The sequence below is a fragment of the Anoxybacteroides voinovskiense genome, assembly GCF_014196205.1.
Taxonomy (GTDB): domain Bacteria; phylum Bacillota; class Bacilli; order Bacillales; family Anoxybacillaceae; genus Anoxybacteroides; species Anoxybacteroides voinovskiense.
In genome coordinates this window covers 38,906-56,773 of the sequence record NZ_JACIDE010000004.1, presented here as the reverse complement: position 1 = coordinate 56,773, position 17,868 = coordinate 38,906, and the positions used below count along the sequence as shown (strand labels likewise).

Annotated in this window: 21 protein-coding genes; 20 read left to right on the top strand and 1 reads right to left on the bottom strand. The window is 47.3% G+C overall.

Annotated features, from left to right (window positions below):
* Positions 1–44: 44 nt before the first annotated feature.
* The 13 genes from GGR02_RS03585 to GGR02_RS17810 all read left to right on the top strand — a co-directional run bounded on the left by GGR02_RS03585 (position 45) and on the right by GGR02_RS17810 (position 10,913).
* Positions 45–1,148 carry a prephenate dehydrogenase gene (locus GGR02_RS03585; protein ID WP_183183493.1) on the top strand — a complete coding sequence of 368 codons (1,104 nt, stop codon included), beginning with the start codon at positions 45–47 and terminating at the stop codon, positions 1,146–1,148.
* An 11-nt stretch (positions 1,149–1,159) separates the two neighbouring features.
* Positions 1,160–2,449 carry a 3-phosphoshikimate 1-carboxyvinyltransferase gene (gene aroA / locus GGR02_RS03580; protein ID WP_183183375.1) on the top strand — a complete coding sequence of 430 codons (1,290 nt, stop codon included), beginning with the start codon at positions 1,160–1,162 and terminating at the stop codon, positions 2,447–2,449.
* 129 nt (positions 2,450–2,578) lie between these two features.
* Positions 2,579–3,469, top strand: a complete 891-nt coding sequence (locus GGR02_RS03575; RefSeq protein WP_183183374.1) for a hypothetical protein — start codon at positions 2,579–2,581, stop codon at positions 3,467–3,469.
* Between the two features lie 13 nt (positions 3,470–3,482).
* Entirely contained in the window at positions 3,483–4,739 is a 1,257-nt protein-coding gene (locus tag GGR02_RS03570; RefSeq protein ID WP_183183373.1) for a tetratricopeptide repeat protein, read from the top strand.
* 184 nt (positions 4,740–4,923) lie between these two features.
* Positions 4,924–5,454, top strand: a complete 531-nt coding sequence (locus GGR02_RS03565) for a ReoY family proteolytic degradation factor (RefSeq protein ID WP_183183372.1) — start codon at positions 4,924–4,926, stop codon at positions 5,452–5,454.
* Between the two features lie 81 nt (positions 5,455–5,535).
* Positions 5,536–5,991, top strand: a complete 456-nt coding sequence (locus GGR02_RS03560) for a YpiF family protein (RefSeq protein WP_183183371.1) — start codon at positions 5,536–5,538, stop codon at positions 5,989–5,991.
* A 145-nt stretch (positions 5,992–6,136) separates the two neighbouring features.
* Positions 6,137–6,646 carry a QcrA and Rieske domain-containing protein gene (locus GGR02_RS03555; RefSeq protein WP_066325789.1) on the top strand — a complete coding sequence of 170 codons (510 nt, stop codon included), beginning with the start codon at positions 6,137–6,139 and terminating at the stop codon, positions 6,644–6,646.
* A 3-nt stretch (positions 6,647–6,649) separates the two neighbouring features.
* Positions 6,650–7,324: a menaquinol-cytochrome c reductase cytochrome b subunit gene (gene qcrB, locus GGR02_RS03550; RefSeq protein ID WP_027408562.1), complete on the top strand. Its 675-nt coding sequence runs from the start codon at positions 6,650–6,652 to the stop codon at positions 7,322–7,324.
* Between the two features lie 45 nt (positions 7,325–7,369).
* Positions 7,370–8,137: a menaquinol-cytochrome c reductase cytochrome b/c subunit gene (locus tag GGR02_RS03545; protein WP_183183370.1), complete on the top strand. Its 768-nt coding sequence runs from the start codon at positions 7,370–7,372 to the stop codon at positions 8,135–8,137.
* 76 nt (positions 8,138–8,213) lie between these two features.
* Positions 8,214–8,801 carry a lipoprotein heptaprenylglyceryl N-acetyltransferase LhaT gene (gene lhaT, locus GGR02_RS03540; protein WP_183183369.1) on the top strand — a complete coding sequence of 196 codons (588 nt, stop codon included), beginning with the start codon at positions 8,214–8,216 and terminating at the stop codon, positions 8,799–8,801.
* Positions 8,802–8,863: 62 nt separating this feature from the next.
* Positions 8,864–9,649 (top strand): sporulation protein YpjB, encoded by a 786-nt coding sequence (ypjB, locus tag GGR02_RS03535; RefSeq protein WP_183183368.1) that lies wholly within the window; start codon positions 8,864–8,866, stop codon positions 9,647–9,649.
* Positions 9,650–9,876: 227 nt separating this feature from the next.
* Positions 9,877–10,770: an Rpn family recombination-promoting nuclease/putative transposase gene (locus tag GGR02_RS03530; protein ID WP_311733815.1), complete on the top strand. Its 894-nt coding sequence runs from the start codon at positions 9,877–9,879 to the stop codon at positions 10,768–10,770.
* A 2-nt stretch (positions 10,771–10,772) separates the two neighbouring features.
* Positions 10,773–10,913 (top strand): sporulation protein YpjB, encoded by a 141-nt coding sequence (locus GGR02_RS17810; RefSeq protein ID WP_221210685.1) that lies wholly within the window; start codon positions 10,773–10,775, stop codon positions 10,911–10,913.
* A gap of 194 nt (positions 10,914–11,107) precedes the next feature.
* On the opposite strand, the gene GGR02_RS03520 is transcribed toward GGR02_RS17810, so the two are convergent.
* Positions 11,108–11,983 (bottom strand): YitT family protein, encoded by an 876-nt coding sequence (locus GGR02_RS03520; RefSeq protein WP_183183367.1) that lies wholly within the window; start codon positions 11,981–11,983, stop codon positions 11,108–11,110.
* A gap of 131 nt (positions 11,984–12,114) precedes the next feature.
* On the opposite strand from GGR02_RS03520, the gene GGR02_RS03515 reads away from it, so the two are divergent.
* Genes GGR02_RS03515 through GGR02_RS03485 form a run of 7 tightly spaced genes read left to right on the top strand, consistent with a single transcriptional unit; the run spans position 12,115 to position 17,673 of the window.
* Complete coding sequence (locus GGR02_RS03515; RefSeq protein ID WP_183183366.1) at positions 12,115–12,450, top strand: nucleotide pyrophosphohydrolase; 336 nt, start codon at positions 12,115–12,117, stop codon at positions 12,448–12,450.
* Positions 12,447–13,247, top strand: coding sequence for a 4-hydroxy-tetrahydrodipicolinate reductase (dapB, locus tag GGR02_RS03510; protein ID WP_183183365.1), 801 nt, complete (start codon positions 12,447–12,449; stop codon positions 13,245–13,247). The genes GGR02_RS03515 and dapB overlap by 4 nt, the downstream gene beginning before the upstream one ends.
* A 21-nt stretch (positions 13,248–13,268) precedes the next feature.
* Positions 13,269–13,688 carry a methylglyoxal synthase gene (mgsA, locus tag GGR02_RS03505; protein WP_183183364.1) on the top strand — a complete coding sequence of 140 codons (420 nt, stop codon included), beginning with the start codon at positions 13,269–13,271 and terminating at the stop codon, positions 13,686–13,688.
* Complete coding sequence (gene bshB1 / locus GGR02_RS03500; RefSeq protein WP_183183363.1) at positions 13,681–14,388, top strand: bacillithiol biosynthesis deacetylase BshB1; 708 nt, start codon at positions 13,681–13,683, stop codon at positions 14,386–14,388. Before mgsA ends, bshB1 begins: the two co-directional genes overlap by 8 nt.
* Positions 14,385–15,521 (top strand): N-acetyl-alpha-D-glucosaminyl L-malate synthase BshA, encoded by a 1,137-nt coding sequence (bshA, locus tag GGR02_RS03495; protein ID WP_183183362.1) that lies wholly within the window; start codon positions 14,385–14,387, stop codon positions 15,519–15,521. The genes bshB1 and bshA overlap by 4 nt, the downstream gene beginning before the upstream one ends.
* Positions 15,518–16,732, top strand: a complete 1,215-nt coding sequence (locus GGR02_RS03490; protein WP_183183361.1) for a CCA tRNA nucleotidyltransferase — start codon at positions 15,518–15,520, stop codon at positions 16,730–16,732. Before bshA ends, GGR02_RS03490 begins: the two co-directional genes overlap by 4 nt.
* Entirely contained in the window at positions 16,690–17,673 is a 984-nt protein-coding gene (locus tag GGR02_RS03485) for a biotin--[acetyl-CoA-carboxylase] ligase (RefSeq protein WP_183183360.1), read from the top strand. Before GGR02_RS03490 ends, GGR02_RS03485 begins: the two co-directional genes overlap by 43 nt.
* Positions 17,674–17,868 lie beyond the last annotated feature (195 nt).

The following is a 17,868-nucleotide window of genomic DNA, read 5'->3' as shown; positions in this document are numbered from 1 at the left end:
CCGCACATTGCGGCGGGCGCATTTTATAGGAGAAGGTGAAACCGTTGGAAGGAGCTGTATTTGTCGTCGGACTAGGGCTGATTGGCGGTTCGATGGCGCTAGCAATCAAAAAAGAACATCCTGAGTCTGTCGTGATTGGCTTTGATGTCAATGAAGACGAAATGAAACTTGCGAAGACGCTTGCCGTCATTGATGACGCTGTTTTTTCCCTTGAAGAAGGGATGGCGCAAGCGGACGTCATCATTTTAGCGACGCCGGTCATGCAGACGGAAAAAATTTTAGCAGAAATGCTCACGTACCGTCTAAAGCCGTCTGTCATCGTCACCGATGTTGGGAGCACAAAGCAGCGCATCGTGCAACATGCGAAGCGGCTATTAGAGAAAGGGATTACGTTTATCGGCGGACACCCGATGGCGGGTTCGCATAAAAGCGGCGTAACGGCGGCACGAGCGCATTTATTTGAAAATGCGTTTTACATTTTAACGCCGACCGAAGAAGTGCCAAAAAGCGACGTCGAGCGGCTGAAGCAATGGTTGAAAGGGACGAAGGCGCATTTTGTGACGCTTTCGCCAAAAGAACATGACCGAATTACCGGCGTCATTAGCCATTTTCCGCACATTATCGCCGCAAGCTTGGTGCACCAAGCGCAGCAACACGAACAAGAAGACGAGTTAGTCAGCCGGCTAGCAGCTGGTGGGTTTCGCGATATTACGCGCATCGCCTCAAGCAATCCGGAAATGTGGCGCGATATTTTTTTACATAACAAAGAAGAATTGCTCGCTTTATTTGACCGCTGGATGATGGAAATGCAAAAGGTGCGGTCGTTTGTCGAACGGGAAGAAAGCGACGCGATTTACCGTTATTTTTTAGAAGCGAAGCAATTTCGCGATGGACTACCGGTTCGCACGAAAGGGGCGATTCCATCGTTTTACGATTTATATGTCGATGTGCCGGACTATCCGGGGGTTATTTCCGAAATTACTGGCTATTTAGCGCACGAGCGCATCAGCATTACGAATATTCGCATCATTGAAACGCGCGAAGAAATTTACGGGGTGCTTCGCTTAAGCTTCCAAAGCGACGAAGACCGTCAAAGAGCGAAAGAATGCATTAAGAAGCATACGAACTACGAAACATATGAAGGATAAGGAGGAGCCATATGCAGCCGTTACAAACGAACGTTCCGTCGCTGCGAGGAACGATTCACGTCCCTGGCGATAAATCGATTTCCCATCGGGCCGTTATGCTCGGGGCGATCGCCGAAGGGACGACGACGATTGCGAACTTTTTGCCGGGGGAAGATTGTTTAAGCACGATTGATTGCTTTCGCAAAATGGGGGTCGCTATTACGCAAAACGGGACAGACGTCGTCGTGGAAGGAAACGGACTCGACGGGCTACAAGAGCCGGCGGACATATTAAACGTCGGCAACTCGGGAACGACGACGAGGTTGTTGCTTGGCATTTTAGCCGCATGCCCGTTCCATGCTTGCTTAATTGGCGATGCGTCGATTGCGAAACGACCGATGGCGCGGGTGACAAAGCCGTTAACGATGATGGGAGCGCATATTGACGGACGTGCGGGCGGCAACTATACGCCGCTTGCGATTCGCGGCGGCAATTTGCGTCCGATTCTATATGAATCCCCTGTTGCCAGCGCGCAAGTAAAATCAGCGATTTTATTGGCAGGGCTGTTCACCGAAGGGACGACGACGGTGACCGAGCCGGCGAAATCGCGCGACCATACGGAGCGGATGGTGCGTTTATTCGGCGGGGAAGTCGCCGTCGATGGGTTAACGGTATCGGTAAGCGGCAAGCAAACGCTAAAAGCAACGGATGTATACGTCCCTGGCGATATTTCGTCCGCTGCCTTTTTCTTAGTGGCTGGCGCGATTGTGCCAAATAGCGAAATCGTCTTGAAAAACGTTGGGCTAAACCCGACGAGAACGGGCATTGTCGACGTGCTCGAGCAAATGGGGGCGGAGCTTTTGATTGAAAACGTCCGCAATGAAGATACAGAACCGATTGGCGACATCATGATTCGCACGTCCCATTTAAAGGCGATGGAAATCGGCGGGGCGCTCATTCCGCGCTTAATTGACGAAATTCCAATTATCGCGCTGCTCGCGACGCAAGCAGAAGGAACGACCGTCATTAAAGATGCGGCAGAGCTAAAAGTGAAAGAAACGAACCGAATTGATACGGTCGTGACCGAATTGAGAAAACTTGGCGCCGATATTGAGGCGACGGACGATGGCATGATCATCCGCGGCAAAACGCCGCTAACAGCGGACGGCGTCGAAGTCGACAGCCACGGCGACCACCGCATCGGCATGATGCTCGCGATTGCGGCGTGCATCACGAACGGCGCGATGTCCCTGCAAGGCGCAGAAGCCATCGCCGTCTCGTACCCGACATTTTTTGACCATTTGCAGGCGTTACAAAGATAATTATTAGGGTTGTCTAATAAATCGATTGTTCGATTATTAGACGCCCTTTTTCATTTTTATTTTTAAATGATAAATGTTGCATACTTTGCTCAGTTCCTTCATAGCTTGTCTTAAAGGGGGGGTGGGAACGTGCCGTATATTATCGATGAAGCGACCGTCGTGAGAGATGGGGCGGTGAAGCGCTGCTCGCTTGTTATTGCTCACAACCGCATTGATTACATCGATGAGCAAACGGCGATGTACCGCTGGGTGCGCATGCCGGTTGGTGAATTTGTGATGACGCCCGGCCATGTCATGCTCGATTTTTCGTTTAGCAATCCGCGCCCGTTTTCGGAATTTAAGACATACATGCAGCAACATTTTCTTGCAAAAGGATGCACAACGCTATTAGCAGTGTGCGATGTCCGGTATGAAAAACAATTGCCGGACGCCTTACAGCACCTCCGCGTACATTTACTCAATAGCCCAGTCGATTATTTCATCGGGGTAAAAATCCCTCTTCGTACGCTTACTCCATCATTTGTCAGAGCATGCAAACGACTCCGCATTCCTGTGTTGTTTATTGAACTAACTGGCGATGAACCGTTGGAAACACTCGCCTGGGGCTGGATGTATGACACGTTCGCTTCGTATCCACTTCCGCTCGTTCCATATTGGCTGACGCCGCCAACGAAACAAGCAGAACAACAATGGCAATACGTGTTAGCACATGAGCGCATTCCGTTTCTTCCGTTTGCCTTAAAAGAGCGCGTACCGTTAGCGCTTGATGTATTAAAGAAAATTGGCATTTATCCACAAAAAGGAGATATCCGCATCGGCGGCGAAGTAGATTATAATTTATATGCAAAAAGCAACCTAGTTGCCGAAACGTTCACCGTCGATTATGATAAACATGTTCCTCTCATCACTGTTCATAACGGCAAAGTGATGAAAGCAGGCGATGAGCTCTTTTTTCCACCTGGCTTTGGGCGCGAACGAATCGTCCGAGCGCCAGGGATGTTTACGGCAAATTTTACATAAGGAAGTGTGGACAATGAACCGAATCGACGAACTTGTGCAACTTGTGGAAAACGGCGACATCGAACGCGCCCTTTCCCTTCTTCCAAACATAAAAAAAGAAGCGACCGACGACGAAAAATATATGCTTGCCGATTATCTATTTTCCTGGGGAATGCTCGAGGAGGCACGCACCATCGTCGAAGAACTAGTGCAACGTTACCCAGATGAAGGCGAACTTTTCATCTTTTTAGCAGAAATTTATACAGAGCTTGACGAAGACGAAAAAGCGCTCGCCTTGTTAGCAGACATTGACGAGGACGACCCGCTTTTTCCGCGGGCGTGCTTACTTTTAGCTGACCTTTACCAAATGCAAGGGCTTGAGGAAGTGAGCGAACAAAAGCTATTAAAAGCGTACGAAAAAGCGCCGAACGAACCGATTATCGAATTTGCCCTTGCGGAACTTTATTTTGCGACAGGGCAGTATGGAAAAAGCATTTCATTTTATAAAAAAGTACTTGAACGTGAAACGACGGTTGCCGGCACGTTCATCCCCGAGCGGCTCGCCGAAGCGCTTAGCTTGTTAGGGGAGTTTGAACGAGCGCTTCCGTATTATGAACAAACGATAGAAAAGAAAATCGACAGCCATACGTTGTTCGGCTACGGGTTTACCGCCTTTCAGGCAGAATATTACCAAACGGCAATTGAAAAATTGACGCAGCTAAAAGAACTCGACCGCGATTATGTGCCGCTTTATTTGTATTTAGCGAAAGCGTACGAGCACGAAGGCGATGTCACGAAAAGCTACGACATCGCCAAAGAAGGCTTGCTTGTGGATGAATGGAATAAAGAGCTGCTTCTCTATGCGGGAAAAATCGCTTTAAAACTTGGCAAAGAAGAAGAAGCGGAAACGTATTTACAAAAAGCAGTTGACATTGACCCTGGATATGTCGAAGCGCTAGTTGCGTTAGCGAGCGTATGGATGCATCAAGAGCGATACGAAGACGTCGTTCGTTTGTTGCAATATGCCATCGACCAAGGGGAATACGACCCGCAATTGGAGTGGTATTTGGCGCGCGCGAAACATAAGCTTGAAATGTATTCCGATGCATTAAACCATTACCAAGAGGCATATACTTTCTTTAAGAATGACGTGGAGTTTCTAGAAGAATATGGTTATTTTTTAATCGAAGAAGGAGATCGTGAACGTGCGAAAGCGATGTTTGCGCAAATTGTACGACTCGATCCCGCTAATACAGAGGCAGCGCAAATGGTATTGCAGCTAGAGGAGTAGCACGCCATAAGTGATATCCATTATTTCACAAAGCATCTGGCTAAACGTAAGCTTTTCTGCCCAGTCGGTAAGCGAGCCGTTTGCCGACTACGGCAGAAAAGCAAGGAATAGAGCGCTATCCACTAGTTTTTAACGCTCAATCTACACACCTTTTTCTTGGAAACCGGCAGAGGGGGGAAGAAGGATGACGGTGTCCGTGAACGAAAAAAAAGAGTTTATCCGCTGGTTTTTAAGCCATTACCAATTGAAACGGCGCGAATGTGTTTGGATTTTAAACTACTTAATGAGCCATGACCAGTTGATGAAAAAAGTGCATTTTGTCGAAAACGCCCAATTTTGTCCGCGCGGGATGGTCATGTCGACCCATTGCGTCGATGATGTTCCGTTTCGCTTTTACAAAGAAAACGTCATGACGACCGACGCAGAAAAATCGTTTCACGACATTCGCTTAAACCGTGACGAAGACATTTACATTCAATTGAACTTCCGCGCCTCCTTTCATTCACCGCAATACGTTGCCGTGCTTGAAGAAAATCCGTACGCTCCGAAACATGTGCAAGTAAGCGAAAAAGACAAATTATTGGCGGAGCAGTTTTTAGAAAAATCGCTGCAACATTTTCAAAAAGAGCGGCTGATGAAGTTAATTGATGAAGCGCTCGACCGCCAAGACGAACAAACATTTAAACAGCTGACCGAGCAATTGCGCCGGCTATAAACCTTGCGACACGCAAGGTTTTTCTTTTTTTTGAAAATGTGATAGGCTGATTAAGGAACGATGAAAAAGGGGAGAATAACAATGAAATGGACAGTCCATGATGTGAGCATGTACGAAAAAGAAAAGCAGTATATTGACACAGCCGTTGTTCCGCTTTTACCGCTCACCTTTTCCGAACGCGCGAAAGTAGCGGCTGCGGATGGAGAGTTTATGCAGCTTGTCACAAACGAAATCGAACGGCAGTTAAAAGGGCGGCTTTTTCTCCTTCCATCATTTACATATTTCGCGTCGGAAACGCTCGATGAATGTGTAGAGCGGCTAAACCGTTGGACAAGCGAGCTAAATGAAGCGGGAATGCGCCATGTATTTTATGTGACAACCGACCAAAAATGGAAAGAAACGAAACAGGGGTTGTTAGGAGCGCTATTTTTCCTTCCGTCCATTCCATTTGAGCATATGGACGACTCGTATAAGCAACAAATTGTGCAAGAGCAGACAACAAAGCTGTTAAACGCGTTTATTTCACAATGGGTATGAGAATCTTGTCGAACGGTGAGCGATTTCATTGACGATTATATTGACCTTGTCTTTATCTTGAGCTATCATTAGAATGTCCTAGTTTTATATGTGTTATACGATTCTGTCCGGATGGACTTACTCTTATACATGAGGGGGGAAAACGATGAGCGAAAACAAACACCGTGTATCAAGACGCCAATTTTTAAACTACACGCTCACAGGTGTAGGTGGATTTATGGCGGCGGGCATTCTCATGCCAATGGTTCGATTTGCGCTAGACCCAATCTTAAAGGAAGAAGCGGCAGCAGACATGGTAGCGGTGGCGCAAGTGAAAGACATCACGACCGAGCCGCAACGCTTCGACTTTAAAGTGAAAGTAAAAGACGCGTGGTACGAATCAGAAGAGCCAAAATCGGCATGGGTGTACAAAGACGACAAAGGGGAGATTGTCGCTTTATCGCCAATCTGTAAGCACCTCGGTTGTACTGTCAACTGGAACGCGGACAAAGAACATCCAAACCAATTTTTCTGTCCATGTCACTATGGCCGCTATACGAAAGACGGCACGAACGTTCCAGGTACACCGCCAATGCATCCGCTAGACCGCTATGAGTACAAAGTAAAAGACGGCAAACTATATTTAGGTAAAGCGAAACCACGAGGGGGGGCGTAATAGGTGCTAAACAAAATTTATGACTGGGTCGACGAGCGGCTTGATATTACGCCTTTGTGGCGCGATATCGCTGACCATGAAGTGCCGGAGCATGTAAACCCAGCACACCATTTTTCAGCGTTCGTTTACTGCTTTGGCGGATTAACGTTTTTTGTCACCGTCATTCAAATTTTGTCTGGGATGTTTTTAACGATGTACTACGTTCCAGATATTAAAAACGCATGGGAATCTGTATATTATTTGCAAAATGAAGTCGCATTCGGTCAAATTGTGCGCGGCATGCACCACTGGGGCGCGAGTCTTGTCATCGTCATGATGTTTTTACATACGTTGCGCGTCTTTTTCCAAGGGGCATACAAAAAACCGCGGGAATTGAACTGGATTGTCGGCGTGCTCATTTTCATGGTCATGATGGGGCTTGGCTTTACAGGCTACTTATTGCCTTGGGATATGAAAGCGCTATTTGCGACAAAAGTAGGGTTGCAAATTGCAGAAGCAACACCAGTCATCGGAACAGCGGTGAAAACGTTATTAGCCGGTCACCCGGAAATCGTTGGAGCGCAAACGTTAACGCGTTTCTTTGCGATTCACGTCTTTTTCTTACCAGGTGCATTGCTCGGATTAATGGCAGCGCACTTCTTAATGATTCGCAAACAAGGAATTTCTGGTCCACTGTAAAATGTACGGCTGTTTAGTTTTTGAGACAAAGGAGGGGAACATGCTATGCATCGCGGAAAAGGGATGAAATTCGTCGGCGATTCCCGCGTTTCTGCCGTGAGAAAGCCGAATATCCCGAAAGACTATTCGGAATATCCGGGAAAAACAGAAGCGTTTTGGCCGAACTTCTTGCTGAAGGAATGGATGGTTGGTTCCGTCTTTTTAGTTGGGTTTTTATGTTTAACCGTTGCCCATCCATCTCCGTTAGAGCGTATCGCTGACCCAACAGATACGTCATATATTCCGCTTCCAGACTGGTATTTCTTATTCCTATACCAGTTGCTGAAATATTCGTATGCGTCAGGTCCTTACACGGTGATTGGAGCGATTGTCATCCCAGGGCTTGCGTTTGGAGCGTTGCTTCTTGCGCCGTTTTTAGATCGCGGACCGGAACGCCGTCCAACGAAACGTCCGGTGGCGGTAGGGATGATGTTGTTAACGCTTGCAGCGATCATTTTCTTAACGTGGCAATCTGTCGTAACACACGACTGGAAAAAAGCTGCGGAACAAGGGAAAATTCGTGCGCAAGTCGAAATTGACAAAAACGCCGAAGGATATAAAATTGCGCAAGCGAATACATGTGTTACTTGCCACGGCGAAAACTTATCTGGTGGTGCAGCAGCGCCGTCGCTTGTCGGCACTGGGTTAAAGCCAGAAGAAATCGCGAAAATTGCGAAAAACGGCCGCGGAGGCATGCCACCAGGCGTGTTCAAAGGCACAGACGAAGAGTTGAAAAAACTATCTGAGTTTATCGCAGGATTGAAAGCGAAATAAAGTACCGACGCGAAAGAAGCTGGCTATCGTTAGTCAGCTTTTTTCTTTCCCATTTCACTTAGAAAGTAGGTGAAGTATGCGCTGGATATTGTTTTTGCTCAGGCAGCGCTCCGTGTTGTGGCTTTTACTTATCATTAACGTGCTCGGAACGGTTTACGGATACATATGGTACGGTCAGCAGCTTTCCGAAACGCCAATAAAGTTTTTATTGTTTGTGCCCGATAGCCCGACGGCGAGTTTGTTTTTTGTGTTTGTCCTTTTTGCCTTTTTGCTCGGAAAAAATTGGCCGCTTTTGGAGGCGCTTGCGATCGTGACGTTGTTCAAATACGGCGTTTGGGCGGTCGTGATGAATATACTCGTGCTCGTTGTCACAGGGACGATTGGTTGGCAAGGGTGGATGTTAATTATCTCGCACGGAGCGATGGCGGTCGAAGGATTGTTGTACGCGCCGTTTTATCGCATGAAAGGATGGCATTTGGCAGTAGCGGCTATTTGGACGCTACATAACGACGTTATTGATTACGTGTTTGGCATGATGCCACGCTATCAAATGTTAAACGACTATATGCCGCAAATTGGCTATTTTACGTTTTGGTTAAGCATTGCCTCAATTGCGATCGCTTATGGATTATGCATCCGAAGAAACGACCGACAATTTTCATAGAAATAATGGTCTAACCTTGTCCATCTCCACATACATTGGTAGTAAGTGGAGGAGGGACAAGGATGAGGCGAATAGTGATGCTTTGGATGGTCATTATTTTTTTATTTCCGGCAGCTGCCTATGCTACCCATCATGAAGATAGTTGGCAGCGCTTAGACAAAATTTCCGATGAGGCGTTGCAGTTAGCGAAAAACAAACGCTTTCAAGAAGCAAAAGAAGTGCTTGACTATTTTTCGAATGAATTTTTAAAACTAAACGCACGTGAACGGCTTCATTCGATGGACGAATTGCGCGCGATTACGGTAACGCACGAAAAAGCAGTGAAAACGGTTACTGCTTCCACGTTGCCAGCGGAAGCGCGCATCGACCAAGTAGCGCAATTTCGGCTTGTCATTGATGCGATTCGCTCCGATTACCAACCGCTTTGGACGGAGATGGAACAAGCGGTGATGGGAGCGTTTCAACAAATGGAAGATGCCGTGAAAAAAGGTGACAAAAATCAATTCCCAACAGCGTTGGCGAAATTTTTACACGAATACGAAATCATTGAGCCAAGTGTCAAAATCGACGTCGCACCAGAGCGGGCGAAAAAAGTGGATGTGGATATTACGAATCTTCAGACAGAGCAATTCCAAGCGCTTCCGCAAGCGAAGCAAATCGAAGTGTTAGCGCAAACGAAAGCGGATGTAGAGGCGCTTTTTGCCGATGTGAAAAAAGACGAAGCTGACCCGTCGCTATGGTGGGTGATGATTTCGACCGGCGGCATCATTGTCGCGACGCTCACGTACGTTGGCTTTCGTAAATATCGCGGAGAAAAACAAAAAACGCGCGCGCGGGAAAAAGAATAAGGGGCCCTTATCTTTTTAGGGCACCCTCTTGTTTTCTATTTCAAGAAAAAATTTATCCCTTTCTAGCAAAATTCATTTTTCCCTTCAAAAATCCTCGATTTTCCTTGCTTTTTCGCCTATTTTTTGCGAAAAGAGTGCCTCAACATTCTATTTTCCACACTTGCATTTCCCTTATTTCCCGATTGTAATCAAATTGTATCGAAATATTTTACGAAAGGATGAGGTTCGTGCAGTATCTTGATTTAAAAATGGATTTTATGTTTAAGCAGCTGTTTGGTCATCCGAGCCGAAAATCGATTACGATAGCGTTTTTAAACGCACTTTTGCGTCGAACAGGAGATGACCGTATCGTCGATGTCCAGTTTGAAAATACGGAGCTAACGAAAGAAACAGAAGATGGAAAAACGGGACGGCTAGACGTCATCGTTCGGACGAATCGTGGCGAGCGCATTCACGTCGAAATTCAAATCATCCCGCAATACGGCATGCCGGAACGGCTATTGTATTACTGGGCGCGGTTGTTTTCGTCTTCGTTATCGAAAGGAGAACGGTACGATACCATTCCCCCGACGATTATGATTGCCATCCTCAACTACCCACTTTTTCCGCATGAAACTGACCGCTTTCATACGATATTCCACATCCGTGAAGATGAAGAACAATTTCTTTGGAGCGATCACCTTGAATTTCATGTGCTTGACTTGTCACAATTTATGGTAAAATGGAAGAAATACCGTCGAGAAGTAAAACAATCGCCCGAATGGCCGTGGCTAACAATGTTGTCCGCTGTGGATAGCCGTTCAAAGAAAATCGATGAAGAGATGGTTCGCGAATTGGAGGGAGTCGCGGTGACGGAACAAGAAATTTTAGAAGCGTTAGAAGAGTGGCAAAATTTAAGCGTGGACCCAGAAAACCGCTACGCCTACGAAATGCGGTTGAAGTGGCTGCTTGATCAATTATCAAATATTCGTGGCAGTCGAGAGGAAGGATGGAAGGAAGGTCGAGAACAAGGCATAAAAGAAGCAGTAAGAAAAATGAGGGAAAAGGGCATGAGTGTGGCGGAGATTGCTAATATACTTGATATGAAAGAAGAGGAAGTACATGAACGATTGAAAGATTAGTCTTGATTTCGACCGGCGGCATCATTGTCGCGACGCTCACGTACATCGGCTTTCGCAAATACCGCGGAGAAAAACAAAAAACGCGCATGCGGGAAAAAGAAAAAGGGGCGATATGCCCCTTTTTAAAGAATAAGAAAGTATAAAATTTTACGATTAGGTGGGGAGATGTCTAGCTTCAAGCGCCATCGGCTCGAGTCGCTCCGCCTCTTCTTTCGGCGGCGACATATTGAGTTCGCTTCCTTGAAATATCCCACGCAAGCCAAAGCTTTGCTTTGGCTGAGCCTCCTCGGTGGGGCTTGTGCGATCTTCGCCGATAGGCGGGCGCTTTGCGCTTTTCTTATTCTGGGTGAATCGGCTGTTTATTTTCATCAAGCGTAAAGCCTTCGCCAAGCACGTCATGCACGTCTGTTACGGCAACAAAGGCGTGCGGGTCAACGGAAGTAATGACGTTTTTTAAGCGCGGCAATTCGTTTTTCGCCACGACGCAGTAAAGCACGTCGCGCTCACGATTTGTGTACGACCCGCGGCCCTTTAATACGGTCACTCCGCGCTCCATTTCCGTTAAGATTTTCTGGGCAATTTGTTCGCTTTTCTCCGAAATAATCGTCGCCCCTTTTGCCGCATATCCGCCTTCCTGCATAAAATCAATGACCCGTGCGGCGACAAATACGGCTACAAGCGTATACATCGCTTCTCGATACGAAAGATACAAAAGAAGCGATAACGTAATGACGACGGCATCAAACGCAAACATCGTTTTCCCCATGCTAATTCCTTTGTATTTGTAGACGAGTCTTGCAATAATATCAACCCCACCGGTCGTTCCGCCATAACGAAAAATAATACCAAGCCCAATTCCGACAAACACGCCTGCAAATAGGGCAGCAAGCGTCAAGTCATGTTTTAGCGGCATATGAATCGCAAAACGTTGGAAAATCCAAAGAAACACCGACAGCCCAACCGTTCCAATGACCGTGTAGAAAAACGATTGGCGACCGAGCAATTTCCAGCCGAGAAAAAAAAGCGGGATGTTTAACGCTAAGTTTGTAATCGACGGGTCCATGCCGAACAAAAAATAAAGAAGAAGCGTAATGCCTGTAATCCCGCCTTCCGCTAAGTTGTTTTGCATATTAAAATGAACGAGTCCAAACGCGAAAATCGCCGCGCCAAATAAAATAAACGCGATATTTTTTATTTTTAACCCAAAAACCATACGCCACCTCCGCTCGATAATAGTCAGCGCCTTCATTATAGAGGAAGTTGTCCGTTTCGGCAATGCAGGAGAAAAATATTTGTCAAAACCGCTATGATTCGCTAACATGAAAGCATGAGAGGTGACGTTGTGTGGCAGAAAAAACGATCAAACAATTACAACAAGAAGTCGATGCATACATAAGCCAATTTAAAGAAGGGTATTTTAGCCCGTTAGCAATGCTCGCACGATTGACGGAAGAACTAGGCGAACTAGCGAGAGAAGTCAATCATTATTACGGCGAAAAGCCGAAAAAGAAAACGGAAAAAGAAAAAACGATTGAAGAAGAGCTTGGCGATTTATTGTTTGTGCTCATTTGTTTTGCTAATTCGCTGCATATCGATTTGCAAGAAGCGCACGATTTCGTGATGGAAAAGTTTCGCACGCGCGATGAACACCGTTGGACGAGAAAGGATGGGAACGAATGAAGTCGATTAAAGTAGCAATCGCCGGACCGCGCGGACGCATGGGACGGGAAGCGGTCATATTAGTGCATCAGACGGAACATTTTGAACTAGTCGCCGTCATTGACCGGAAATATGACGGGAAAGATTTAGCCGAACTGGACGGTTTTTCAGGCATCCATGCTCCGATTTATACCGACATCGAACGTTGTTTTCAAGAAACAAAACCAGATGTGCTTATTGATTTAACGACGCCAGAAAGCGGGAAATACCACACCGAACTTGCCTTGCAATACGGCGTTCGCCCTGTTGTAGGAACGACAGGATTTACAGAAGACGATATTGAGCGGCTAACGAAGCTCGCCGAAGAAAAAGGGCTTGGTGCAATTATTGCCCCGAACTTTGCGATCGGTGCCATTTTAATGATGAAGTTCGCGCAAATGGCAGCGAAATATTTTCATGATGTCGAAATTATCGAACTGCATCATGACCAAAAGCTCGACGCTCCATCGGGGACGGCGGTGAAAACGGCGCAATTAATTGCGGACATACGCCCACCGAAAAAACAAGGGCATCCGGACGAAAAAGAAACGTTACAAGGGGCGCGTGGCGCAGAATATGACGGCATTCGCATTCATAGCGTCCGCCTACCGGGATTTGTCGCCCATCAAGAAGTGATTTTTGGTGGAAATGGACAAGCGTTGGCGATTCGCCACGACTCGTTCCACCGCGGGTCGTTTATGTCCGGCGTCAAATTATCGGTGGAAACAGTGATGAAGCTGCAAACGCTTGTGTACGGGCTCGAACATATTATCGAATAAAAAGCGAAACGGGGGATAGTGATGAAAATTGCGTTAATTGCCCATGACAAAAAAAAGGCGGAAATGATTCAATTTGTTACCGCGTACGAGCCGGTTTTAGCGCCGCATGAGCTATATGCGACCGGAACGACCGGCGCGCGCATTGAAGAAGCGACGAGTTTGCGCGTACACCGTTTTCGGTCTGGACCGTTAGGCGGCGACCAGGAAATTGGGGCGCTCATTGCTCGCAATGAAATGGATATGGTTATCTTTTTCCGCGACCCGTTAACGGCGCAGCCGCACGAGCCGGATGTAAGCGCGTTAATGCGCTTATGCGACGTGTACGCCGTCCCGCTAGCGACCAATATCGGAACGGCAGAATTGCTCATTCAAGGGCTAGCGCGCGGGGATTTGGCGTGGCGCGACATTGTTCATGAAAAACAGGGGGAACAACATGACTGAACTGCATTTGTTAGCGTTCGGCGCTCATCCGGACGATGTCGAAATCGGCATGGGCGGGACATTAGCGAAATACGCCAAACAAGGCTATTCCGTCGGCATTTGCGACTTAACGCTAGCGGAATTGTCGTCCAACGGCACGGTCGAAATTCGCCAGCAAGAAGCAACGCGCGCGGCGGAGCTATTAGGGGTGAAAACAAGGATTAACCTCAGTTTGAACGACCGGGGGTTGTATAAAACCGACGACGCGATTCGGCAAATCGCGGCGGTCATCCGTCAATACCGCCCGCGCGTCGTATTTGCCCCGTATTGGATGGATCGCCATCCTGACCACGGAAACTGTGCGTTTCTTGTCGAAGAAGCGGTTTTTTCTGCGGGCATTTCTCGTTATGAAGCGTTCGGGTATCCGGCGCATCGTGTAACCGCCCTTTATTACTACATGATTAACGCGTACGAACGCCCACACTTTGTTATTGATATTAGCGATACGATGGATGTGAAACTCGCTAGTTTGCGCGCGTATGAAAGCCAATTTACAAAGACGGTGCAATCGGTCGATACGCCGCTTACAAACGGCTATATCGAAACGGTCGAAAGCAGGGAGCGTATGTTTGGCAAACAAGTTGGCGTCGCGTTTGCGGAAGGATTTATGACGAAACAACCGCTGTTGATTTCACATGATTTAATAGGAGAGAAGCAATGAGGTTGAAAATAGGCATCGTTTGTTATCCAACGGTTGGCGGCTCGGGTGTTGTTGCCACCGAACTAGGAAAATTAATGGCAGAAAAGGGACATGAAATTCATTTTATTTCCTCAAGTATCCCGTTTCGCTTAAATAAAGTATATTGCAACATTTATTATCATGAAGTGACCGTCAACCAATATTCTGTATTCCAATATCCGCCATATGACTTGGCGCTTGCCAGTAAAATTGCCGAAGTCACGAAACGCGAGCAGCTCGATCTTTTACACGTTCATTACGCTGTTCCGCACGCCGTTTGCGCGGTTTTAGCAAAGCAAATGGTCGACCATGATGTCAAAATCGTCACAACGCTGCACGGAACGGACATTACCGTGCTCGGGTACGACCCGTCATTAAGCGACATTATTAAATTTGGCATCGAACAATCCGATGTCGTAACTGCTGTTTCGAACGCCCTCGTGCAACAAACGTACGAATTATTAGACGTGCAAAAAGACATTCAAACGGTCTACAACTTCGTCGATGAGCGTGTATATCGGAAAAAAGATGTCGATTATTTAAAAGAAGAGTACGGAATTGGCAAGCACGAAAAAGTGATTATCCATGTCTCCAATTTCCGAAAAGTAAAACGCGTATCCGATGTCGTTCGCGCGTTTTCGCTTGTCCGTCGAGCGCTTCCGGCGAAATTGCTGCTTGTCGGTGATGGCCCAGAAATGACGGTCGTCTGCCGGCTCGTGAAACAGCTCGGCTTAACGAAAGACGTTCTTTGCTTAGGAAAACAAGAAAATTTAGAAGAGCTTTATTCGATTAGTGATGTGAAATGGCTATTATCGGAAAAAGAAAGTTTCGGGCTTGTTTTACTAGAAGCGATGGCGTGCGGCGTTCCGTGCATCGGCACAAACATCGGCGGCATTCCGGAAGTCATCGACGACGGGAAAACAGGCTTTTTATGTGAGCTTGGCGACGTCGAAGCGGTTGCGGAGCGAACGATAAAACTTTTACAAGACGACCACTTGCATGCGACGATGGCGGAAAACGCGTTACAGACGGTATATACGAAATTTTACTCAAAAGCAATTGTCCAACAATACGAAGCAATTTACGCTTCGTTAATGAAAGGGGTGAGGCGATGAACGAGCCGTTTCGCCGGGCGCTCGGCATCATTCGGACGTTAAAACAGCACGGCTATGAGGCGTATTTTGTCGGCGGCTCGGTGCGCGACTATTTGTTGAACCGACCGATTGATGATGTCGATATTGCGACATCGGCATTGCCGGACGAAGTAATGGCCATCTTCCCGAAAACGATACCGGTCGGGTTAAAGCACGGGACGGTCGTCGTCTTGCACGACGGGGTGCCATATGAAGTGACGACGTTTCGGACGGAAGGGACGTACGAAAACTACCGTCGCCCAGAATCGGTGAGGTTTGTTCGGTCGCTATATCAAGACTTAGAACGGCGTGATTTTACGATGAACGCCATCGCCATGGACGATACTGGGCAATTTATCGACCCGTTTGCTGGACAAGCAGCGATTGAAAAGCGAATCATTCGTACGGTCGGCGCGGCGGAAGATCGTTTTTCAGAAGATGCGCTCCGCATGATGCGCGCCATTCGCTTCGTCAGCCAGCTCGGGTTTCAGCTAGAAGAAGAAACGAAAGCAGCGATAATCGAACAGGCGTCGCTGCTTACCCATATTTCCGTCGAGCGAAAGACGGTCGAGTTTGAAAAACTAATGGCAGGACCGTTTGCTTCGCGCGCGTTTTCGTTACTAGTCGAAACAAACGTGTTTATGTATTTACCAGGACTAGCGGAAAAACGAGAAGCGTTGCAGCAGCTTTCCAACTACGAATGGCCTGCGCTCACTTCCGCGGCAGAGCGCTGGAGTTTTCTTTTATATTTACTAAACATCGAGCAAACCGCTTCTTTTTTACGCCAATGGAAGTTGGCGAATCGGCTCATCAAAGACGTGCAAGCGATTTTGCATGCGCTTTCTATCGTCCGTTCGTTTGCCGATTGGACGAAGGAGAGATTGTATGAAGTCGGCGCAGCCGTTGCCCTCTCCGCCGAAGCGGTTCGTTCGCTCGTCAACGGAGAAAACGGCGAAGAAAACGGACAAGCGCTTCGCGACCAACTCGCTTCTCTTCCCATTCAAACGCGGCAAGACTTAGCGGTGACAGGGAAAGATATAATCGATTGGTATGGACGCAAGGGCGGACCTTGGGTGGAAGAAACGTTGCGAAAACTTGAACAAGCGGTGTTAGCTGGGATTGTAGAAAATGAGAAGGAGCGGATGAAAGCGTGGCTCATTCCATGGAATCAGACACACGAAAAAGACTGTTAGAGCTATTTTCAGAAGCAAAAGGCGACTTTATTTCTGGACAAAAAATTAGCGAGCTGCTTGGTTGTTCACGAACCGCTGTATGGAAACATATTGAAGAATTACGGAAAGAAGGATTTGAACTTGAAGCGGTGCGCCGGCTTGGCTATCGAATCGTCAGCACCCCAGATAAAGTAACGGCAAACGAAATTCGCCTCGGGTTGAAAACAACGATCCTTGGCCAAGTCATTCATTACGAAGAAGAAGTGGCATCGACGCAAAAAATTGCCCATCAGCTTGCCCAAGAAGGAGCAAAAGAAGGAACGCTCGTCGTCGCGGAATTGCAAACGGCAGGACGCGGACGAATGGATCGGACGTGGTTTTCGCCAAAAGAAACAGGGATTTGGATGAGCTTAATTTTGCGCCCGCCAATCCCGCCGCAAAAAACGCCGCAGCTCACCCTTTTAGCAGCGGTCGCCATCGCGCAGGCGATTCAAGAAGTGACCGGGCTTGTTCCCGACATTAAATGGCCGAACGATATTTTAATTCACGGGAAAAAGTGCGTCGGCATTTTAACGGAATTGCAAGCAGACCCAGACCGTGTCCATTCGGTCATTATCGGCGTGGGAATCAACGTCAACCACGACGAATTTCCAGAAGAATTGCGCGATGTGGCGACATCGCTAGCGATAGAAAAAGGGGAAAAAATAAAGCGGGCAAGACTCATTCAAGAAGTATTGACAAAAATGGAAACATTGTATCGCCAATATTTACAGCACGGCTTTTTGCCGATTAAACTGTTATGGGAAGGATACGCGATTAGCATCGGCAACGAAATTACGGCACGTATGCTTAATGGCACGATTCGCGGCGTCGCTCGCGGCATTACCGATGAAGGGGTATTAATGTTAGAAGACGCAGACGGCGTCATGCATTATATTCATTCCGCCGATATTTCCTTGTAGCAAAACTGTGCGAATTTTGTTAAAATACAGCTGAACGGGCAGTATCTTTTCGAAAGAACTGCACCATGATCAACCAAAAACGATGAACAATTTCTGCCTTGATCCAGAAAGGACTAGGACAGAGGGATGAACGCGAATACATAAAACGTCCTTCTTTCTCTAGGCAGGGAAAGAAGGTTTTTTTATTCGGTGCTT